This window comes from Pseudomonas sp. R19M, from assembly GCF_050312585.1.
Lineage (GTDB): Bacteria > Pseudomonadota > Gammaproteobacteria > Pseudomonadales > Pseudomonadaceae > Aquipseudomonas > Aquipseudomonas palleroniana.
The window spans coordinates 21,533-46,120 of the sequence record NZ_JBNPJV010000089.1; the positions used below are offsets into that span (position 1 = coordinate 21,533).

Below are 24,588 nucleotides of genomic sequence, written 5' to 3' on the forward strand. Positions count from 1 at the left end.
GGGGCAGGAGCCCTTTGGTTACTTTGGGGCTCCTTTCCAAAGTGACCCGCTGTAAGAGCGGAACCCTAAGCCGCCGTTTCCGCAGCAACGGATATGTACCCGATCCTGTAGATACCCAAGCCCTGCCTAGAGCGGCGCAAGTCCGCCCGTGTCCCCACTTCCCATGTCACCCCCCACCCGCCAAACCCCTTAACGTCCCAGACCAGCCGGAAGCCCCCCAGGCCCCCCGGCTGCGCCCGCTATTTTCCCAGGGCGCGCAGCGCACCCGATTCAAGCGGCAGCTGAAAACGGACTTTCTTCTCAACCGTGACTTATCAGGCAGGTTACCCCATGCAGTTCAGCGAATTATTGGCAGCGATTTCCACCCATGCGATCCGTCTGCAAACTGAAGAGGGCGACCTGATCATCCTGGGCGACGACGAAGCCCTGAGCGACGCGCTGTGGGATCAACTGATCGCCCACAAGCCCGCACTGCTGGCACTGGTGGCCGAGCACGGCGGTGACTGGCTGAGCCCGGCTTACCGCATCACCCCGGCCATGCTGCCGCTGGTCAACCTCGACCAGGCCGCCATCGACCGTATCGTCGCCGCGATCCCGGGTGGCGCGGCGAATGTGCAAGACATCTACCCCCTGGCGCCGCTCCAGGAAGGCATGCTCTACCACCACCTTTCGGCCGAGCAAGGCGACCCCTACGTGCTGCACGCGCAGTTTGTGTTCGACAACCGCGCACGGCTGGAGGCTTTCGCCGAAGCCTTGCAATGGGTGATCGACCGCCACGACATCCTGCGCACCTCGATGGTCTGGGAACGCCTCGACGAACCGCTGCAAGTGGTGTGGCGCAAGGCGCCGCTGGTGTGCGAAGACATCCGCTGCGACGGCGGCGATGCGCTGGCCCAGTTGCAGGCGCGTTATGACGCGCGCACTTACCGCATGGACCTGGGCCAGGCGCCGCTGTTGCGCCTGGTCTTCGCAGACGACCCGGCCAACCAGCGGGTCGTGGCAATGCTGCTGTTCCACCACACCATCCTCGACCACACCGCCCTCGACGGGGTGCGCCATGAACTCCAGCTGTACCTGGCCGGCGAGCACGCCCAGGCCGGCGAGCCGGTGCCGTTTCGCAGCTACATCGCCCAGGTACGCCAGGGCGTCAGTGAGCAGGCTCACGAAACGTTTTTCCGCGAGATGCTGGCTGATATCGACGCGCCGACGTTGCCGTTCGGCTTGCAGAATGTGCAAGGCGATGGCCACGGCGTCGATGAAGCGCGTATCCCCGTCGACAGCGGCCTGAGCCGGCGCCTGCGGACCTTGGCACGCCCGTTGGGGGTGAGCATGGCGAGCCTGCTGCATCTGGCCCTGGCCCGTGTGCTGGGCGTGGTATCCGGCCGTGAAGCGGTGGTGTTCGGCACGGTGATGCTCGGTCGCATGGACACGGGCGAAGGTGGTGAACGCGCCTTGGGCATGTTCATCAATACCTTGCCGTTGCGCGTGGACGTGGGCGAGCAGGGCATCCGCGCCGGGGTCAGGGCGACCCATGCGCGCCTCACCACCTTGCTCGATCATGAACATGCCTCCCTGGCGCTGGCGCAACGTTGCAGCGGCGTCGCCGCGCCGACGCCGCTGTTCAGTGCGATGCTTAACTATCGTCACAGCGCCGCCACCGATATGGCGGCCGTCATCGAGGTCGCCCCCGGCATCCAGGTGTTGGGCGCCGAGGAGCGCACCAACTACCCGCTGACGGTCAACGTCGATGACCTGGGCGAAGACCTTGCACTGAGCGTGATCGTCGAGGCTTCCATCGGCGCAGGGCGGGTGGCCGGCTACCTGCATACGGCCCTCGAAAGCCTGGCCGATGCGTTGGAGCAGCGACCGGATATGCCGCTCAGCGGCCTGAACATACTGCCCGACGCCGAACGCCAGACCCTCCTGCACGGCCTCAACCAAAGCCCCACGCATCATGCCGATAACGCCCTGATCCACCAGCAAGTCGAAGCCCATGCCGCCGCCCACCCCGAGGCGGTCGCGCTGCGTTTCGATAACCGGCGTTTGACCTACCGTCAGCTCAACGAACGCGCCAACCAGGTGGCTCACCGCCTGCTGGCCCAAGGCGTGCGCCCCGACGATCGCGTGGCGATCTGCGTTGAGCGTGGCCTGGAAATGATCATCGGCCTGCTGGGCATTCTCAAGGCCGGCGCCGGTTACGTGCCGATCGACCCGGCTTACCCGCTGGAACGTATCGCCTTCACCTTGCACGACAGCGAGCCGGTGGCCGTGCTGGTGCAGGCCAACACTGCGCACTTGGTCGGTGAGCTGACACAGATCGACCTCAACCACCTGGGCCAGGAATCCATCGTCAACCCGCGACTGGCGTTGGGCCCGGCCAACCTGGCCTACGTGATCTACACCTCCGGTTCCACCGGTTTGCCCAAGGGCGTAATGATCGAACACCGCCAAGTGGCGCGGCTGTTCACGGCCACCGAGCACTGGTTTGGCTTCAATGCCAACGATGTGTGGGCCTTGTTCCATTCCTTTGCCTTCGACTTCTCGGTGTGGGAAATCTGGGGCGCGCTGATGCACGGCGGCCAGTTGCTGATCGTGCCGCAACTGGTCAGCCGCTCGCCGGATGAGTGCTACACGCTGCTCTGCGAGGCGGGCGTGAGCATCCTCAACCAGACGCCGAGCGCGTTCCGGCAGTTGATCGCCGCCCAAGGCCGCAGCCCCGCAGCGCACTCTCTGCGCCAGGTGATTTTTGGCGGTGAAGCCCTGGAGCCGGGCCTGCTCAAGCCGTGGTATGCCCGTGCAATCAATGCCGGCACGCAACTGGTGAACATGTACGGCATCACCGAGACCACCGTGCACGTGACCTATCGCGCCTTGCAGGCGGCGGATGCCCAGTTGGTGGGTGTCAGCCCGATTGGCGTGCGTATTCCCGACTTGCAGTTGTACGTGCTCGATGCGGCTCGCGAGCCCTTGCCGTTTGGCGTGGCCGGCGAGTTGTACGTCGGCGGTGCCGGTGTCGCGCGTGGTTACTTGAACCGACCGGCGCTGAACGCCGAACGCTTCCTCACTGACCCGGTCACCGGCCAGCGCCTGTACAAGACCGGTGACCTGGGCCGCCTGCTGGCCGACGGCAGCGTTGAATACCTGGGGCGCAACGACGACCAGGTGAAGATCCGCGGCTTCCGCATCGAACTGGGCGAAATCGAAGCGCGCCTGGCCACCGCCGACGGCGTGCGTGACGCCGTGGTGATTGCCCGTGAGGATGAACCGGGCGACAAACGCCTGGTGGCCTATGTGATTGCCGACGGCGAACTCAGCACCGCCGCCTTGCGCGATCATCTACTGCGCAGCCTGGCTGACTACATGGTGCCCAGCGCCTTCGTACGGCTGGACCAGTTGCCGCTCACCCCCAACGGCAAGCTCGACCGCAAGGCGTTGCCCGCCCCGGATACCGATGCGCTGGTGCGCCGTGGTTATGCCGCCCCGCAGGGCGCGGTGGAAACCACCATCGCCGGCCTCTGGCAAGAGCTGCTCAAGCTCGACCGCGTGGGGCGTGACGATAACTTCTTCGAGCTGGGCGGGCACTCGTTGCTGGCGGTCAAGTTGATCGAACGCATGCGCCAGGCCGACCTCAGTGCCGATGTGCGCGTGCTGTTCGGCCAGCCCACCCTGGCCGCGTTGGCGGCGGCGGTGGGCGGGCAGCGGGAGGTCCAGGTCCCGGCCAATCTCATCAGCGCAACCTGCGAACAGATCACGCCGCAGATGCTGCCGTTGGTAGAGCTGGACCAGGCGGCGATCGACCACATCATCGCCGGCGTACCCGGCGGCCTTGGCAACGTGCAGGACATCTACGGCCTGGCCCCGCTGCAAGCCGGCATCCTCTACCACCACCTGGCAACCACCGAGGGCGATCCCTACGTGTTGCAGGTGCAGTTGCGTTTCACCGACCAGGCCGCAGTGGACGCGTTCGTCCAGGCGCTGCATCGCGTGATCGAACGCAATGACATCCTGCGCACCGGCATTCTCTGGGAGGGCCTGGAGGAACCGGTGCAAGTGGTGCTGCGCCAGGCGCCGCTGGCCGTCGAGCGCCTGGAAAGCCCGGGCCAGGATGCGTTGGCGCAACTGCAGCAGCGCTTTGACCCGCGCCACTATCGCCTCGACCTGTCGCGCGCCTCACTGATGCGCTTTGCCTATGCCCAGGCGCCGGACGGGTTGGTCGGCATCCTGTTGTTGCACCACATCCTGCTCGACCACACCGCGCTGCAAGTGCTGGTACAGGAGATGAGCGCCAGCCTGTCCGGCGATGACGCGCACTTGCCGGAACCGGTGCAGTACCGCAATTACGTGGCCCAGGCGCGCCTCGGCGTGACCCAGGCGCAGCACGAAGCCTTCTTCAGCGACATGCTCGGCGATCTCGATGAGCCCACCCTGGCGTTCGGCCTGCAGGACGTGAACGGCGACGGCAGCGGCATCCTCGAAGCCCACCTGCCTCTGGAGCCGTCCCTTGGCCAGGGCCTGCGCGAACAGGCGCGGCAACTGGGTGTGAGCACTGCCAGCCTGGTGCACCTGGCCTGGGCGCAGGTGCTGGGCCAGGTGTCCGGCCAGCAGGATGTGGTGTTCGGCACCGTTTTGCTGGGCCGCATGCAGGGCGGCGAGGGCGCCGACCGCGCATTGGGCATGTTCATCAATACCTTGCCGCTGCGGGTCAGCCTCGGCACTGTCGGCGTACAGGCCGGGGTGCGTGCCACCCATGCGCGGCTGGCGCAATTGCTCGGGCATGAGCACGCCTCGTTGTCCCTGGCCCAGCGTTGCAGCGGTGTGCCGGGTTCATTGCCGTTGTTCAGCACGCTGCTCAACTACCGCCACAGCGCGCCGGATGAAGCCCCGGGCGACAGCCCGTTCGCCGCTGCGGGCATTCAAATCCTCAGTTCCGAAGAGCGCAGCAATTACCCGCTAGTCCTCAACGTCGATGACCTGGGCAGCGGGTTCGCGCTCACCGTGCAAGGCGTGGCCAGCCTGGATGTGCAACGTGTGGGCGAATACATGCTCACCGCGTTGCGCCACCTGGTCAGCGCCTTGCAGCAAGCGCCGACCACGCCGTTGCAGGCGGTGTCGATCCTGCCGCCCGCCGAGCGTCATCAACTGCTGGTGACGTTCAACGCCACCCACCGCGAATACCCGTCGCAACTCACCGTGCAGCAACTGTTCGAAGCCCAGGCGCTGGCCCGGCCGGAGGCGGTGGCGGCTGTGCACGGCGCGTTGTCGCTGAGTTACCGTGACCTTAACCGGCGCGCCAACCGCTTGGCCCATCACTTGCTCCAGCAAGGCGTGCAGCCCGGCGAAAGCGTGGCGATTGCCCTGCCGCGCTCCCTCGATCTACTGGTGTGTCAGTTGGCGATCCTCAAGTGCGCGGCGGTGTATGTGCCGCTGGACATCAACGCCCCGGTGGACCGCCAGGCGTACATGGTGCAGGACAGTGGCGCACACCGGGTGCTCACGAGCCTGGCCGACCTGAATCTGGAGGCGCAGTCAGCGCGCAATCCGGAGCTGGCGCAAAGCTCGGAAAGCGTGGCGTACATCCTCTACACCTCCGGCTCCACCGGCGCCCCGAAGGGTGTGCAAGTGCCGCACCGCGCCATCTCGCGCCTGGTGCTCAACAACGGTTATGCCGATTTCAACGAACGCGACCGCGTGGCCTTCGCTTCCAACCCGGCGTTCGATGCGAGCACCCTCGACGTATGGGCGCCATTGCTCAATGGCGGTTGCGTGGTGGTGGTCGACCAGGCCGTGCTGCTGTCCCAGGCGGCGTTCGCCGCATTGCTGCAGGAGCAGGCCGTCAGTGTGTTGTGGATGACCGCCGGGCTGTTCCATCAGTACGCCGATGCGCTGATGCCGGTGTTGCCTCAGTTGCGTTACCTGATCGTCGGCGGCGACGTCCTCGACCCGCTGGTGATCGGCCGCGTGCTCCGGCACGGCAAGCCCCGGCACCTGCTTAACGGCTACGGGCCGACCGAAGCCACCACGTTCTCCACCACCCACGAGATCACTGCGGTGGGCGAGGGCGGCATCCCCATCGGCCGGCCAATCGCGAATGCCCAGGCCTATGTGCTCGACGCCCGTCAACAACCGCTGCCGCTGGGTGTGGTCGGTGAGCTGTATATCGGCGGTGCGGGTGTGGCCAAGGGGTACTTGAACCAGCCGCAACTGACCGCCGAAAAATTCATCGCCAACCCCTTTGGTGACGGCCTGCTGTACCGCACTGGCGACCTGGCAAGCTGGCAGGCCGACGGCACGTTGCTCTACCAGGGGCGCAATGACCTGCAATTGAAGATTCGCGGCTTCCGTATCGAACCGGGCGAAATCGAGACGTGCCTGGCCACGTTTGCCGGGGTCAAGGACGCCGTGGTGCTGGCCCGCGAAGACCAGCCTGGCGACAAGCGCCTGGTGGCGTACTACACCGGCGACGCGGCGTTGCCGATCGAAGCGTTGCGTGCCCACCTGCAAGCACGCTTGCCGGACTATATGGTGCCTTCGGCCTATGTCTGGCTCGCGCTGTTGCCCCTGACCGCCAACGGCAAGCTGGATCGCAAGGGCTTGCCGGCACCGGATCAGAGCGCGCTGCTCAGCCGTGGCTACGAAGCGCCGGAAGGCGAAGTGGAAACCCTGCTGGCGCAGATCTGGCAGGACCTGCTCAAGCTGGAACGCGTGGGGCGTCACGACCATTTCTTCGAGCTGGGCGGGCATTCGTTGCTCGCCGTCAGCCTGATCGAACGCATGCGCCAGGTGGGCCTGAGCGCCGATGTGCGCGTGCTGTTCAGCCAGCCGAGCCTGGCCGCGTTGGCGGCGGCGGTCGGCAGCGGCCGTGAGGTCGTGGTGCCTGCCAACGGTATCCCGGCGGGTTGCACGCACATCGAGCCGGCGATGCTGAGCCTGGTGCAACTCGATCAGGCGGCGATCGAGCGGATCGTCGCCAGCGTCCCGGGGGGCGCGGCGAATGTGCAGGATATCTACCCGCTGGCACCGCTGCAGGAAGGCATCCTTTATCACCACATCAGCGCCGAGCAGGGCGATCCCTACCTGTTGCAGTCGCGCATGGCGTTCGACAGCCTCGAGCGCTTGCAAGGCTTCATGGGCGCGCTGCAACAGGTGGTTGCGCGCCACGATATCTTGCGCACGGGCGTGGTCTGGGAAGGCTTGGACAGCCCGGTGCAGGTTGTGTGGCGCGACGCCCAGCTAGTGGTGCAGGAAGTCACCCTGGACCCGGCGGAGGGTAGTGTCATCGAACAACTGCACGCGCGTTTCGACGCCCGCCACTACCGCCTGGACATCACCCAGGCGCCGCTGCTGCGCATGGTCTATGCGCAGGACCCGAACCATCAGCGAGTCGCGGCGATCCTGCTGTTCCACCACCTGGCGCTGGACCATACCGCCATGGCCGTGGTCGGCCAGGAAATGCGCGCCTGCCTGCTCGATCAGGCCGATGCCTTGCCTGCGCCGTCGCCGTTTCGCAACTATGTGGCCCAGGCACGCCTGGGGGTGAGCGTGGCGGAACATGAACAGTTCTTCCGCGAAATGCTCGCCGATGTCGATGAACCGACCTTGCCTTTTGGCGTGCAGGATGTGCAGGGCGATGGGCGGGATATCGAAGAAGCCGAGCAACCGCTGGAGGCAGCCCTGGCGCTGCGGGTGCGTGAGCAGGCGCGCCTGCTGGGCGTCAGCGCGGCGAGCCTGATGCATCTGGCCTGGGCGCAGGTGCTGGGGCTGGTGTCTGGGCGCGACGACGTGGTGTTCGGCACCGTGTTGATGGGCCGCATGCAGGCCGGCGACGGTGCCGACCGTGCGCTGGGCATGTTCATCAATACCTTGCCGCTGCGGGTCAATGTAGCCGTCGGCGCGACGGTGGCGGTCAAGGCCACCCATGCGCGCTTGAGTGCATTGCTCGGCCACGAACATGCGTCGCTGGCCCTGGCGCAACGTTGCAGCGGCGTGGCGGCGGCCGTGCCGCTGTTCAGCGCGCTGCTCAATTACCGCCATAGCACGCCTGACGAAATGGCCCGCGACGGCCAGGGCATCTGGCAAGGCGTGCAATTGTTGGGCGGTGAAGAACGCAGCAACTACCCACTGACCTTGAGTGTCGATGACCTGGGAACAGGCTTTGCCCTGAGCGTGTTGGCGCTGCCGCAGATCGGCGCCCGGCGCCTGTGCGGCTACATGCACGCCGCCATCGAGCAACTGGTCGCGACCCTGGAAAGCGGCGCCACCACCGCGCTCAATCAGCTGTCGATCCCGCCGGCGGCTGAGCGTGAAACCCTGCTGCGCGAGTTCAACAACACTGCAGTGGATTTCCCCACCGGGCATACCGTGCATGGCGCCTTTGAAGCCCAGGTCGAACGCCAGCCCAACGCGATTGCCGTGCAGCAGGAGGAGGAGTCGCTGACCTATCAGCAACTCAATCAACGCGCCAACCAGTTGGCTCATCACCTGCTGCAACAGGGTGTGCAGCCGGATGACCGCGTGGCGCTGTGCTGCCGTCGCGGCCCGCAGATGCTGGTCGGGTTGCTGGGCATTCTCAAGGCCGGCGCCGGGTATGTGCCCATCGACCCGGCTTACCCCGCCGAGCGTATCGCCTACCTGTTGCAGGACAGCGCCCCGGTGGCGGTGCTGGCCGAGGCCGGCACCCGTGACCTGCTCGGTGCGGTGCCCACCGTGGACCTGCAGGGCGACCGTTGGCAGCACCACCCCGTCAGCAACCCGCAACTGCCGACCCTGACCCCCGCGCACCTGGCCTACGTGATCTACACCTCCGGCTCCACCGGCCAGCCCAAGGGCGTGATGGTGGAACACCGGACCGTGGAAAACCTGGTGCACTGGCACTGCGAAGCCTTCGGCCTGGATGCGCGCAGCCACACCAGCAGTGTCGCCGGTTTCGGCTTTGATGCGATGGCCTGGGAAGTCTGGCCAGCACTCTGCGCCGGCGCGACCCTGCACCTGCCGCCGGCCCAAATGGGTAATGAGAACATCGACGCACTGCTCGACTGGTGGCTGGCACAGCCGCTGGATGTGAGCTTCCTGCCCACGCCCGTGGCCGAGTACGCCTTCAGCCAGAACCTGCTGCACCCGACATTGCGCATCCTGCTGATCGGTGGTGACCGCCTGCGCCAGTTCACCCAGGAACGACGCTTTGCGGTGATCAATAACTACGGCCCCACCGAAGCCACGGTGGTCGCCACTTCCGGCCGCGTGCGCGCCGGGCAGGTGCTGCACATCGGCAGGCCGATCGCCAATGCTCACACCTACCTGCTCGATGCGCAGTTGCGCCCGGTGCCGGTCGGTGTGGTCGGCGAGTTGTACGTGGGCGGTTGCGGTGTGGCGCGGGGCTATCTGAACCGTGCGGACCTGACCGCCGAGCGTTTCCTGCAAGACCCGTTCAACCCTGGGCGCATGTACCGCACCGGCGACCTGGCGCGCTGGTTGCCCGACGGCAATCTCGAGTACCTGGGCCGTAACGACGACCAGGTGAAAGTGCGCGGCGTACGCGTTGAACTGGGCGAAATCGAAAGCCGCCTGGCCGCCTTGCCTGGCGTTGACGAAGCGGTGGTGCTGGTGCGTGACGCTCGCCTGGTGGCCTGGTTTACCGCGCAGCAAGCGCCGGCCATCGAGACGCTGCGCGAGCAACTGCAAGCGCAACTGCCGGACGCACTGGTGCCGGTCGCCTACGTCAAGCTCGACGCGTGGCCCCTGACCGCCAACGGCAAGCTGGACCGCAAGGCCCTGCCGGAGCCCGATCAGGCTGCGTTGCTCAGCCGCGACTACGAGGCGCCCCAGGGCGATGTGGAAACCACCCTGGCGCGGATCTGGGCCGAGGTGCTGCAAGTGGAGCGTGTCGGGCGCCATGACCACTTCTTTGAGCTGGGCGGGCATTCGTTGCTGGCCGTCAGCCTGATCGAACGCATGCGCCAGGTCGGCCTGAGCGCCGACGTGCGCGTGTTGTTCAGCCAGCCGACGTTGGCCGCCCTGGCCGGCGCCGTGGGCAGTGGCCGCGAAGTGCAGGTGCCGCCCAACCGGATTGCCGCCGATTGTGCGCGTATTACCCCGGATATGCTGACCCTGGTCGACCTCGATCAATCGACCCTCGACCAGGTGGTCAACCAGGTGCCCGGTGGCGCGGCCAATGTGCAGGATATCTACCCGCTGGCGCCGTTGCAGGAAGGCATGCTGTATCACTACCTCAGCGCCGAGCAGGGCGACCCGTACCTGCTGCAATCGCACCTGGCCTTTGATTGCCTCGAGCGCCTGCAAGCCTTTGCCCAGGCGCTGCAACAGGTGATCGACCGTCACGATATCCTGCGCACCGGCGTGGTCTGGGAGGGCCTGGTGCAGCCGCTGCAAGTGGTATGGCGCCGTGCCGAGTTGCCGCTGGAAGAGTTGCAGTTGGACGGCGATGTGTTGGCGGCGCTGTACGCACACTCCGATGCCCGCCGCTATCGCCTGGATATCCGCCAGGCCCCGCTGATTCGTTTGATGTTCGCCCAGGACCCGGCCAACCAACGCGTAGTCGCGGCGTTGCTGTATCACCACATTGCGCTGGACCACACCGCGTTCGACGTGGTGCTGCGCGAAATGCAGGGCCATTTGCTCGGCCACGCCGCGCCAACCGTCGCCCCCATGCCGTACCGCAACTACGTGGCTCAGGCGCGCCTGGGCGTCAGCGAACAGGAGCACGAAGCGTTCTTCCGCGAGATGCTCGGCGACGTCGATGAGCCGACCTTGCCGTTCGGTTTGCAGGATGTGCGCGGCGACGGCCGTGAGATCGAGGAACACTGCCTGCGCCTGGACAGCGAGCTCAACCGCCGCCTGCGCGCCCAGGCCAGGTTGCTTGGCGTGAGCAGCGCAAGCCTGTTCCACCTGGCCTGGGGCCAAGTGCTGGCGGCTACGTCGGGGCGCCACAGCGTGGTGTTCGGCACGGTGCTGGTCGGGCGCATGCAAGGCGGCGAGGGCGCCGACAGGGCGCTCGGGGTGTTTATCAATACCTTGCCGCTGCGCCTGGATATCGATGCGCAAGGCGCCCGTGTGGCCGTGCGGGCCACCCATGCGCGGCTGACCGCGTTGCTCGGGCATGAACACGTGTCCCTGGCCCTGGCCCAGCGTTGCAGTGGGGTGGCGGCACCGGCGCCGTTGTTCAGCTCGATGCTCAACTATCGCCATCGCGGCGCCGCCACGCGTGCCGCCGAGGCACAGCAGGCGTGGGAAGGCATGCAGACGCTGGTCAACGATGGGCGCACCAACTACCCGCTGACGTTGAACGTGGATGACCTGGGCGATGGCTACGAAGTCACCGCCCTGGCGCAGTTCGATGCGCAGCGAGTGTGCGGTTATATGCAGACGGCCCTGGCGGGCCTGGTTGACGCCTTGGAGCAGGCACCGCACCAGGCGCTCAATCGTCTGCCGGTCCTGGGCCACGACGAGCGCCAGAAACTGCTGGTGGCGTTCAACGCCACCGATGTCAGCTACAACCTCGACCAGACCCTGCACGGCCTGTTCGAGGCGCAGGTGGTGAAAACGCCGAATGCGCCGGCGGTCAAGGCCGCTGAGCAGCAACTGAGCTACGCAGAGCTTAATGAACGTGCCAACCGCCTGGCCCATCACCTGCGGGAACTCGGAGTACAGCCGGATTCACACGTGGGTATCTGCGTCGAGCGGGGCCTGGACATGGTGGTCGGCCTGTTGGCCATCCTCAAGGCCGGTGGCGCCTACGTGCCGCTGGACCCGGCGTACCCGTTGGAGCGCATCGCCTACATGCTGCAAGACAGCGCACCGGTGGTGGTACTGGCGCAAGGTGCCACCCGCGCGTTGTTGGGCGACGTGCCGCTGCTTGATCTGGATTCGGTCACCTGGCAGCACCAGCCCGCCACCAACCCCCAGTTGCCCGGCCTGAGCGTCCGGCACTCGGCCTATGTGATCTACACCTCGGGTTCCACGGGCCAGCCCAAAGGCGTGATCAATGAACACGCGGGCGTGGTCAACCGGTTGTTGTGGATGCAGGACGCCTATGGCCTCAAGGCCGATGACTCGGTGTTGCAGAAAACCCCGTTCAGCTTCGACGTGTCGGTGTGGGAATTCTTCTGGCCGCTGTTGAGCGGTGCGCGCCTGGTCATGGCGCGCCCGGGTGGGCACAAAGACCCGGCGTACCTGTGCGACGTGATCGAGGCCGAACACATCACCACCTTGCACTTTGTACCGTCGATGCTCGATGTGTTTCTGGCCCATGGCGATGTTGGCCAGGCCAGCGGGCTGGTGCGGGTGATGTGCAGTGGCGAAGCGTTGCCGGGCAGCCTGGTGCGGCGCTTCAAGCAGCAGTTGCCGGGGAGCGGCCTGTACAACCTGTATGGCCCGACAGAAGCGGCGGTGGACGTGACGGCCTGGAACTGCGCACGCCCCGAGGTACCGGACAACACGCCGATCGGCAAACCCATCGCCAACACCCGGATGTATGTGCTGGATGCGCAGTTGCAGCCGGTGCCGCTGGGCGTGGTCGGTGAGTTGTTCATCGGTGGGGTGCAAGTGGCGCGGGGTTACCTGAACCGCCCGGAACTGACCGCCGAGCGTTTCCTCGACGACCCGTTCACCCAAGGGCGCCTGTATCGCACCGGGGACGTGGGCCGCTATATGCCCGACGGCAATATCGAGTACCTGGGCCGTAACGATGACCAGGTGAAGATCCGTGGCCTGCGCATTGAACTGGGCGAAATCCAGGCGCGCCTGCTGGAGCATGCGCAGGTCAATGAAGCAGCGGTGGTGGCCCGCGAAGAGCGGCTGATCGCCTACTACACCGGCGTGCACACCGACATCGAAATACTGCGCGCCCATCTGTTGCAGCACCTGCCGGACTTCATGGTGCCCGCCCTGTTCGTGCACCTCGACGCGCTGCCGCTGAGCCCCAATGGCAAGCTTGACCGCAAGGCGTTGCCGCTGCCGGGCATGGAGGCATTGATCGTGCGCGAATACCAGGCGCCGCAAGGTCACACCGAGACCCTGCTGGCCCGGCTTTGGGCCGAGCTGCTTGGCGTGGAGCGGGTAGGGCGCCATGACAATTTCTTTGAACTGGGCGGGCATTCACTGCTCGCCGTGAGCTTGATCGGGCGCTTGCGCCAGGAAGGCATGGAAGCCGATGTGCGGGCGCTGTTTGAACAGCCGACCCTGGCGGGCTACGCCGCCGTCATCGAACAAATGGAGATCGTCCTGTGAGCATCCTCGAACTACTGGCGACGCTGCAAACCAAGGGTGTCCAACTGGCGCTCAAGGGTGAGCAGTTGTCGGTGCAAGGCAATAAACAAGCGTTGCAAGACCCGGCACTGCTGGCCGCGTTGCGCGAACACAAACCGGCGCTGATCGAGTTGATCAAGGGCGGCGAATACTCGGCGACCAAGGCCGGTGAAGTAACGGTGCCGGCCAATGGCATCCCGCTGGGTGCCGAGCGCATCACCCCGGCGATGTTGAGCCTGTCGACGCTGAGCCAGGAGGAGATCGACGGCCTCATCGCCACGGTCGATGGCGGTGTCGCGAATATCCAGGACATCTACCCGTTGGCGCCGCTGCAGGAAGGCATCCTGTTCCATCACGTCAGCGCCGAGCACGGTGACCCGTATGTGATGCAGTCGCAGTTCGCCTTCGACAGCCTTGAGCGTTTCGACGCGTTTGTCCAGGCCCTGCAGTCCGTCATGGACCGGCACGACATCCTGCGTACCAGTGTGGTCTGGGAAGGCTTGTGCGAGCCCTCGCAAGTGGTCTGGCGCCAGGCTCGCCTGCCGGTGCAGGCCCTTGAGCTGGACCCCGCCGATGGCGACATCGCGGCGCAACTGCACGGGCTGTTCGACGTTCGTCACTATCGCCTCGACGTGACCCGGGCGCCGTTGCTGCGCCTGGTGCGCGCCGATGACCCGGTGAATGCGCGGATTGTCGCCACCTTGCTGTTTCACCACATGGCTCTGGACCACAGCGCCCTTGAAGTGGTGTGCCATGAACTGCAGGCGTGCCTGTTGGGGCAGGGCGCGGCGCTCGGTCAGCCGGTGCCGTTTCGCAACTATGTGGCCCAGGCGCGACTGGGGGTCAGCGAGCAGGAGCACGAGGCGTTCTTCCGCCAGATGCTCGGCGATATCAGCGAGCCGACCTTGCCGTTCGGCTTGCAGGATGTACAGGGCGATGCCCGTGGCATCACTGAAGTCAGCCTGCCGCTGTCGCCGCAGCTGGGGCAGCGCCTGCGTGCACAGGCACGGCTGTTGGCGGTGAGCGCCGCCAGCCTGTTCCATATGGGCTGGGCACAGGTGCTGGGCGTGCTCGCCGGCAAGCGGCAGGTGGTATTCGGCACGGTCTTGATGGGCCGTATGCAAGGCAGCCATGACACCGAGCGTGCGCTGGGAATCTTCATCAACACCTTGCCGTTTCGCGTGGACGTGGATGACCAGGACGTGCGTGCCGGGGTCAAGACCACGCACGTGCGCCTGACCACCTTGCTGCGCCATGAACATGCGGCGCTCGCCCTGGCGCAGCGTTGCAGTGGGGTGGTGGCACCGACGCCGTTGTTCAGCGCCTTGCTCAACTACCGTCACAGCGCGTCGGCCACGGATGCGCAGGCCTTATCGGCCTGGGCCGGCATCACCGCGCTCAGCGCCGAAGAACGCACCAACTACCCGTTGACCTTGAGCGTGGATGACTTCGGCGAAGGCTTTGGCCTGAGCCTGCTGGCCAGTACCCAAGTGGACCCGCAACGCGTCTGCGCCTACCTGCAAACCGCCCTGGAAAACCTGGTGACGGCGCTGGAGCAGGCGCCCCACACGGCGCTCAACCAGATCGCGGTCGTACCTGCCTGCGAACAACAGCTGCTGCTGGAGCAGTTCAATGCGACCCAGGCCGACTTCCCCCAGGGCACCTCGGTGCACGCGCGCATCGAGGCCCAGGCCGCGCTCACGCCCGACGCCGTTGCCGCCGTGCACCAAGGCCGACAACGCACCTATGCCGAGCTGAACCAGCAAGCCAACCTGCTGGCTCATCACCTGATCGCGCTGGGCGTGCAGCCCGACGACCGCGTGGCCATCGTCGCCCGCCGTGGCCTGGACACCCTGGCCGGGTTGCTGGCGATCCTCAAGGCAGGGGCCTGCTATGTGCCGGTGGACCCCTCCCACCCGGCCGAGCGCCTGAACTACCTGCTGAGCGACAGCGCCCCGGTGGCGGTACTGACCCAGCAGGCGTTGCTCGAGCGTCTGCCGGTGCTGGACGTGCCGGTGATCAACCTGGATCGCTACACCTGGCAGCACCACTCGGCGAGTAATCCCAAGACCGGCGTCACGCCGTCGAACCTGGCATACGTGATCTACACCTCCGGTTCCACCGGCCTGCCCAAGGGCGTGATGGTGGAACACCACACCGTGACCAACCTGGTGGACTGGCATTGCCACGCCTTTGACCTGTGTGCCGGGCGCCATACCGCCAGCGTGGCCGGGTTCGGCTTTGACGCGATGGCCTGGGAAGTGTGGCCGGCACTGTGTGTGGGCGCGACCCTGCACTTGGCACCGACCCAGGAGGGCGGTGAAGACATCGACGCCTTGCTGGCGTGGTGGGGCGCGCAACCTCTGGATGTATGCTTCCTGCCGACACCGGTGGCCGAGTACGCCTTCAGCCAACAGATCGAACATCCGACGCTGCGCACCCTGTTGATCGGCGGCGACCGCCTGCGCCAGTTTGCGCGGGCGCAGCGCTTTGCATTGATCAACAACTATGGCCCCACCGAAGCCACGGTGGTTGCCACTTCCGGCAAGGTCGAAGTGGGGCAGCCGCTGCATATCGGCAAACCCATCGCCAATGCCACGGTGTACGTGCTGGACGAACAACAACGCCCGGTGCCCCTGGGCGTGGCAGGCGAGTTGTATGTGGGCGGCAAGGGCGTGGCGCGCGGTTACCTGAACCGCCCGGAACTGACCGCAGAACGCTTTCTGCAAGACCCGTTCAACGGCGGGCGCATGTACCGCAGCGGCGACCTGGCGCGTTGGCTGCCGAACGGCAACCTCGAGTACCTGGGGCGTAATGACGACCAGGTGAAAATCCGCGGCATGCGCATCGAGTTGGGCGAGATCGAAACCCAACTGAACCAACTGCCCGGCATCCTCGAAGCCGTGGTGCTGGTGCGTGACGAGCGGCTGGTGGCTTATTTCACCGAGAAGCCGCAGTTGGACCCGCTGACGGTGGCAGGCATCCGTGCCCATCTGGTGGCGCACCTGCCGGACTACATGGTACCGGCGGCCTTCGTGAAACTCGACGCGTTGCCGCTGACCGCCAACGGCAAGCTCGACCGCAAGGCCCTGCCGGCGCCGGACATGGCGGCGGTGTTTAGCCGTGAATACGCGGCGCCCCAAGGCGAAATCGAAACCCAGCTGGCGCAGATCTGGGCCGATGTGCTGCAGGTCGAGCGCGTCGGGCGGCACGACCATTTCTTCGAACTGGGCGGGCACTCGTTGCTGGCCATGCGCATGGTGTCCCAGGTACGCCAGCGCCTGGACGTGGAGCTGTTGCTGGGGGACTTGTTTGCCAACGCGGAACTTGCCGCTGTCAGCGACGTGTTGGCCCAGGCCGGCCGCAGCACCTTGCCGGACATCCTCCCGGCCAACCGCGATGAACACATCCCGCTGTCCTTCGCCCAGCAGCGCCTGTGGTTCCTGGCGCTGATGGAAGGCGCCAACACCGCCTACAACATCCCCATTGGCCTGCGCCTGCGCGGGCAGTTGCACGTAGAGGCGTTGCAGCGCGCACTGGCACGCATCGTTGCGCGGCATGAAACCCTGCGCAGCCGTTTCGCCCAGCACGGTGACGAAGCCCAAGTGCTGGTGGTTCCGGCCGAGGAGATGCTGCCCCTGCAAGTACAGGACCTGCGCCGCCACCCACAACCGCAACAGGCGCTGGATGCGCTGATCCAGGGCGAAGCGTCGGCGCCGTTCGACCTGGAGCGGGGCCCATTGCTGCGCGGCCGCCTGGTGGTGATGGCCGACGATCACCATGTGCTGTTGCTGACCCTGCACCACATCGTTTCCGATGGCTGGTCCATGGGCGTGCTGACCCGTGAGCTGATGGCGCTGTACCGGGCGTTCAGCCACGGCCAGCCAGACCCGTTGCCGCCGCTGCCGATCCAGTACGGCGACTTTGCCGTGTGGCAGCGCCTGTGGTTGAGCGGTGAAGTGCTGCAGCGCCAGAGCGCCTATTGGCAGCAGGCGCTGGACGGCGCCCCGGCCTTGCTCACGCTGCCCACCGATCGCCCGCGCCCGGCGCAGCAGGACTACGCCGGCAACAGCGTCGCCGTGCGCCTGGATGAACGCCTCACGGCCGGGCTCAAGGCTTTGAGCCAGCGGCATGGCACCACGCTGTACATGACCTTGATGGCGGCCTGGGCGTCGTTGTTGGCGCGGTTGTCCGGGCAGCAGGACCTGGTGATCGGCTCGCCGGTGGCCAACCGCACGCGCAGCGAGGTGGAAGGGCTGATCGGGCTGTTCGTCAACACCCTGGCGGTGCGCATCGATACCTCGGGTGAGTTGAGCACCGAGGCCCTGCTGGCGCGGGTCAAGCGCCTGACGCTGGCGGCCCAGGCCCATCAGGACCTGCCGTTCGAACAAGTGGTGGAGATTACCCGCCCGGTGCGCAGCCTGGCGCACAGCCCGCTGTTCCAGACCCTGCTGACCTGGCAGGACAGCAGCGCCCCGGCCCTGGCGCTGGGTGACCTGGCGTTGGAGAGCATTGTGGAGAACAGCCACTTTGCCAAGTTCGATCTGTCCCTGGACCTGGGAGAAGTGCAGGGCACTTTGATCGGATCGTTGGAATACGCCGTGGCGCTGTTCGATGAGTCGACAATCGAGCGTTATGTCGGTTACTTCGAGCGGGTCTTGCAGGCCATGGTCGATAACGACCAGGCCGTGCTGGAACATGCGCCGCTGCTGGATGAGCGCGAGCGCCAGCACCTGCTGTTCGACTTCAACGCCACGCAGGTCGATTACAACCTCGACCAGACCCTGCATGGGTTGTTCGAGGCTCAGGTCGAGCGTTCACCGCACGCCGTGGCCGTCAAGGCCGGTGATCGGCAGTTGACCTACGCCGAACTCAATGCACAAGCCAATCGGTTGGCCCATCACCTGATGGCGTTGGGTGTGCAACCGGGCGCGCGGGTCGCTATCTGCGTGGAGCGCGGCCTGGAAATGGTGGTCGGCCTGTACGCGATTCTCAAGGCCGGTGCCGGCTATGTACCGTTGGACCCGGCCTACCCGCTGGAGCGCATCGCCTACATGCTCAAGGACAGCGCGCCGTGGGTAGTGCTGGCCCAGGGCACGACGCATACCTTGCTCGGCCAGGTGCCGGTGGTCGACCTGGACCGCCCGACCTGGCAGCACCTGTCGGCGGAGAATCCCCAGGTAGCCAGCCAGACCGCGTATGTGATCTACACCTCCGGCTCCACCGGCCAGCCCAAGGGCGTGATCAACGAGCACGCGGGGGTGGTCAACCGCCTGCTGTGGATGCAGGACGAATACGGGCTGACCGCCGATGATACGGTGCTGCAGAAAACCCCGTTCAGTTTCGATGTGTCGGTGTGGGAGTTCTTCTGGCCGCTGTTCACCGGCGCACGCCTGGTGATGGCGCGCCCGGGCGGGCACAAAGACCCGGCCTACCTGTGCGAGGTGATCGAGGCCGAACGCATCACCACCTTGCACTTTGTGCCGTCGATGCTCGAGGTGTTCCTCGCTCACGACGATCTGAGCCAGGCAGCCGCGCTGGTGCGGGTGATGTGCAGCGGCGAAGCGTTGCCGGGCAGCCTGGTGCGCCGCTTCAAGCAGCAGTTGCCGGGGATCGCCCTGTACAACCTGTATGGCCCGACAGAGGCGGCGGTGGATGTGACGGCGTGGAACTGCGCCGGGCCGCTGACTCCGGACAACACGCCGATCGGCAAGCCGATTGCCAATACCCGCATGTACCTGCTGGACGCGCAGTTGCAGCCGGTACCGCTGGGCGTGGTCGGTGAATTGTTTATCGGCGGTGTGCAAGTGGCACGGGGTTACCTGAACCGCCCGGAACTGACCGCCGAGCGTTTCCTCGACGACCCGTTCACCCACGGGCGCCTGTATCGCACCGGGGACGTGGGCCGCTATTTGCCCGACGGCAATATCGAGTACCTGGGCCGTAACGATGACCAGGTGAAGATCCGTGGCCTGCGGATCGAACTGGGGGAAATCCAGGCGCGACTGCTGGAACATGCCCAGGTCAACGAAGCGGCGGTGGTGGCGCGCGAAGACCGGCTGATCGCCTATTACACCGGCGTGCCGACTGCGGTCGAAGCACTGCGTGCTCACCTCCTGCACCACCTGCCGGAATTCATGGTCCCGGCCGTCTTCGTCCATCTTGAGGCTTTGCCGCTGAGCCCCAACGGCAAGCTCGACCGCAAGGCACTGCCGGCACCGGATGTGGATGCGCTGGGGAGGCGCGAATACGAAGCGCCCCAGGGCGATACGGAAATCAGCCTGGCCAGCCTCTGGGCCGAGCTGCTCAACGTGGAGCGCGTAGGCCGTCACGACAACTTCTTCGAGTTGGGCGGGCACTCGTTGCTGGCGGTCAGCCTGATGGGGCGCATGCGCCGCCTGGGCTTGTCGGCGGATGTGAAGGTGCTGTTCGGCCAACCGACGCTGGCGGGTCTGGCGGCGGCGTTGGGCGGCGGGCGCGAAGTGGCGGTGCCGGCCAATCGGATTGCCGCGGACTGCACCCGGATCACCCCGGATATGCTGCCGTTGATCCAGCTCGATCAACCGGCCATCGACCGGATCGTCGCCTGCATCCCGGGGGGCGTGGCGAATGTGCAGGATATCTACGTGCTGGCGCCGTTGCAGGCCGGGATGCTGTATCAGCATCGTGCGACGCAGGGCGCTGACGCTTATGTGCTTCAGGCGCAATTCGGCTTTGACAGCCAGGCGCGCCTGGACGCCTTTACCCAGGCGTTGCAGGCGGTGATCCAGCGGCATGACGTGCTGCGCTCATCGTTCCACTGGGACGGCCTGGAGGAGCCGGTACAAGTCGTGTGGCGCAACGCGGTGTTGCGGGTTGAAACCGGCGCGTTGCCGCAACGTCTGGACCTGGGCCAGGCACCGTTGATGCGCCTGGTGTGCGCCGAGGCGGCGCAAGGGCTGGTCGCCACGCTGTTGTTCCACCACTTGGTGATGGACCACGTCGCCCTGGACATCCTGCAACAGGAGCTGCAAGCCTTTCTGCTGGGGGCTTCGGACACCTTGGGAGAGGCCGTTCCGTATCGCAACTATGTAGCCCAGACGCTGGCCCAGACCCGACCGGGTGGGGACGATCACGAAGGCTTCTTCCGCGAGATGCTCAGTGAGATCGATGAGCCGACGCAAGTCGAGCCGCTGGGGCCTGATGAGCCGGTGCAGGTGGCAATAGACCCGTCACTCAGCCAGCGCCTGCGCAGCCAGGCGCGTCTGTCGGGTGTCAGCGCAGCGAGCCTGATGCACCTGGCCTGGGCCCAGGTGTTGGGCAAGGTGGCGGGGCGTGAGCAGGTGGTGTTCGGCACGGTGATGCTCGGCCGCCTGCAAGGCGGCGAAGGCGCCGAGCGGGCCATGGGCGTATTTATCAATACTCTGCCGCTGCGCGTCGACCTCGGCGAACACGCGGTGCGTGATGCCCTGCGCGCCACCCACGCACGCCTGAGCCAACTGCTCAGCCATGAACACGCACCGCTGGCCGTGGCGCAACGTTGCAGCGGTGTGCCGGTGGGAACACCGTTGTTCAACGTGCTGTTCAACTATCGCCACAGCGCGCCGCACGCCACTGGAGTGGCCGAGGCGTGGCAAGGCATTCAATTGCTCAAGGCGCAGGAGCACACCAACTATGCGCTGTCGCTGAGTGTGGATGACCTGGGCGACGGTTTCAGCCTCAAGGCCATGGGGCCGGGTGCCCGACGCCTGTGTGACTACCTGAATGTCGCCCTTGAGCACATCGTGCAGGCGCTGGAGCAGGGCAGCGCTATCGCCATCGGGCGCTTGCCGATTCTGCCCGACGTCGAGCAACGGCAGTTGCTGCGCTTCAACGCGACCACTCGGGCGTACCCGCGTGAACACACGGTGCAGCGCCTGTACGAAGCCCAGGCCCAGGCACGACCGGATGCCGTGGCGGCACGGCATGGCGAACACGGCTTGAGCTACGCTGACTTGAACACCCGCGCCAACCGCCTGGCCCATCATCTGTTGGGGCTGGGCGTGCAGCCGGGCGAGCCTGTGGCGATGCTGTTGCCGCGTTCGCTGGACCTGCTGGTCTGCCAATTGGCGATCCTCAAATGCGCGGCCGCCTACGTGCCACTGGACCTCAACGCGCCGGCCGAGCGCCAGGACTTCATGCTGCAAGACAGCGGCGCGACCTGGCTGTTGACCCGCAGCGATATGCGTACCGTGCATTCGGCGCAGCGGCTGGACCTGGACACCCTGGTTCTTGACCCGCAACCGAGCCATAACCCGGCCCTGTCGCAGGCGTCGGACAGCGTGGCGTACATCATGTACACCTCGGGCTCCACCGGCGCGCCCAAAGGCGTTCTGGTGCCGCATCGCGGCATTACCCGGCTGGTGCTCAACAATGGCTATGCCGACTTCAATGCCAGTGACCGCGTGGCCTTTGCCTCCAACCCGGCTTTCGACGCCAGTACCATGGACGTGTGGGGCGCCTTGCTCAACGGCGGCCAGGTGCAGGTGATCGACCATGCCACCTTGCTCGACCCGGCCGCGTTCGGCGCGGCGCTGGCCGGCGCCACGGTGCTGTTCGTGACCACGGCGCTGTTCAACCAGTATGTGCAGATGATCCCGGACGCATTGGCCGGTTTGCGCATATTGTTGTGTGGCGGCGAGCGGGCCGACCCGGCCGCCTTCCGCACGTTGCTGGCACGGGCACCGACTGTGCGCCTGGTGCATTGCTATGGGCCGACCGAAACCACCACCTACGCCACCACGCATGAAGTGCGTGCGCTGGCGCTAAGCGCCGACAGCGTGCCGATTGGCGGGCCGATTTCCAATACCCAGGTCTATGTGCTGGATGCGCAACTGCAAGCGCTGCCGTTGGGGGTGAGCGGCGAAATCTGCATCGGCGGCGACGGCGTGGCCAAGGGGTATTTGAACCGGCCTGAGCTGACCGCCGAGAAGTTTGTCGATGACCCGTTCAACCCGGGCAGCCTGATGTACCGCACCGGCGACCTCGGCCGCTGGACGGCGGACGGCCTGCTGGAGTGCATCGGACGCAATGACGACCAGGTGAAGATCCGCGGTTTCCGCATCGAGCTGGGCGAGATCGAAGCGCGCCTGGCCGCCTGCACCGGCGTCCGGGAGGCGGTGGTGCTGGCGCGTGAGGACGTACCGGGCGACAAGCGTCTGGTCGCGTATTTCACCTGGTCCGGCGAACCGGTCGGCGTCGACGCGGTGCGTGCCTTTCTGCAAGGTCAGTTGCCGGCGTACATGGTCCCGTCGGCTTTTGTTCCCTTGGCGCAGTTGCCATTGACCGCCAATGGCAAGGTCGACCGTAAAGCCTTGCCGATACCTGACAGGGAGGCGTTGGCCCATCGCGATTTCGAAGCCCCGATGGACGCTTTGGAGCAAACCTTGGCGCCACTCTGGGCCGAGGTGCTGAAACTTGAGCAGGTGGGGCGGCATGACAGCTTCTTCGAGTTGGGTGGGCATTCGCTGTTGGCGATCCGCCTGGTCAAGCTGATGGAGGAGGCCGGTTTGCCGGTGTCCCTGGCCGAGCTGTTCCAGCATGCCAGCGTGGCCTCCGTGGCGGCGATGCTGCGCGAGCGTGCCGATGAGCCGGTGCGTGAGACGTCGGTGGTCACGGTGCGCAGCGGCGGTTCGCAGCCGCCGCTGTTCCTGGTGCACGAGTTCAGCGGCATGGACGTGTACTTCCCGGCGCTGGGCCAGCATCTGCCCGGCGATTACCCCATCTATGGCCTGCCGGGCGTGCCCCTCGGCGAGCCGCACTTGAACACCATGGAAGGGTTGGCGGCGCGCCTGGTCGGTCTGATTCGCGGCCTCCAGCCCCATGGGCCGTACCGGATCGCCGGTTGGTCGTTTGGCGGGGTGCTGGCCTATGAAGTCGCCATGCAACTGCTGGGGTTGGACGAGCCGGTCGCGTTTCTCGGGCTGATCGACAGCTACGTGCCGCGCATGACCGACCAAGGCAAGGCGCGCTGGAGCGGTACGGACGCGCTCAAGCGCCACTTGCTGTTGCAGTGCAGCGCCTATTGGAAAGCCCAGGGAGGTATCAATGAGTTGGCGAGTATTGAGCAATTGGAGGCAGGCCTTGGACAGCTGGACTTTGCGGGCCTGCTGCAACGCTGTCGCGATCAAGGTCTGCTATACGCGCAAATGGCGGCGGCGACGGACACCGACCTCTTGAATTTCATCGAGCGGGAAGTCGGGCATGGACATGCGTTGGCGCATTACAGCCTGTTCCCGCTGCCGCTGGCGGTGCATCTGTTCAGTGCCCAGGAACGGCCTACCGAGCTGTCGCGACGCAGTGAATCGCTGGGCTGGAGCGACGCGTTGGCGCCGGGGCAACTGCGCCGCATCGAAGTGCCGGGGGATCACCAGAGCATGATGCAAGCCCCGCATATCCAGGCGTTGGGCCGCGCATTGAACGAGGCATTGGCAACGGGGGTGCCGGTCAAAGAGGCCGTGCATCAACCGCTGCTGCGCATTCAAAGCGGCCGCGCAGGGCATGCGCCGATCTTTTGCGTGCCGGGGGCGGGTGACAGCGTCACCGGCTTCGTCGGCTTGAGTGAGGCGCTGGGGCGTGACTGGCCGCTGTATGGCTTGCAACCCCGTGGCCTCGACGGCGAAGCGGTGCCCCACAGCCAAGTGGAAGCGGCGGCGCAGTGTTGCCTGGCTGCGTTGGAGCATGAGTGCCCGCAGGGGCCGGTGCATCTTATCGGACATTCGTTTGGCGGCTGGGTCGCGCTGGAAATGGCGCTGCGCTTGCAGGCTGCGGGGCGTGAAGTGGCGTCATTGACTGTGATCGACAGTGAGTCGCCGGGTGGCAACGGTGTGATAGGGCGGCCATACACCTCGACGGCAGCGCTGCTGCGCTTGATCGAGTCCATGCAGGTGTCGGCCGGCAAGTCGCTGGGCATCGATCCGCCGGACTTTGCCCTGCGCGATGAGGTGGCCCAACGGCAGGCGTTGCATGCGGGGATGGTGCGCGTGGGGTTGCTGCCTGCCCGCGCTGCGGTGGATGCGATGGTGGGGCCTGCGCGTACCTATGCGGCGGCGTTGCGCACGGTGTATCGGCCGGCGCGGCCGTATCGCGGGGTGGTGCGCCTGGTGTTGGCACGCGACGCGACCCTGGATATGGCGGGCAATCAGCGTGAGCAGGGTTTGATGATTGAAGGCTGGCGGCGCCAAGGCAGTGGGCTGGAGGTGGGGTATGGCGAGGGGAATCATTTCACCTTGCTTAAAGCGCCGAATGTTCAGGGAGTGGCGCAGTGGTGGCTTGAGCATTTGGTGATTGGGGAGGTGGTGTCTTGAAGGC

General features: G+C 66.0%; 2 protein-coding genes. Both read left to right on the forward strand.

Going from position 1 to position 24,588, the window contains the following annotated elements:
- Positions 1-330 precede the first annotated feature (330 nt).
- Positions 331-13,242, forward strand: coding sequence for an amino acid adenylation domain-containing protein (locus tag ACQRBT_RS20205; protein ID WP_412047284.1), 12,912 nt, complete (start codon positions 331-333; stop codon positions 13,240-13,242).
- The gene (locus tag ACQRBT_RS20210; RefSeq protein ID WP_412047285.1) at positions 13,239-24,584 is read left to right on the forward strand and encodes an amino acid adenylation domain-containing protein; all 11,346 of its coding nucleotides are present in this window, start codon (positions 13,239-13,241) and stop codon (positions 24,582-24,584) included. Before ACQRBT_RS20205 ends, ACQRBT_RS20210 begins: the two co-directional genes overlap by 4 nt.
- The last annotated feature ends 4 nt before the right edge of the window (positions 24,585-24,588 follow it).

Coding starts and splice junctions, on each gene's coding strand:
- ACQRBT_RS20205 (WP_412047284.1), top strand. CDS start 331: ATGCAGTTCAGCGAATTATTGGCAGCGATTTCCACCCATGCGATCCGT.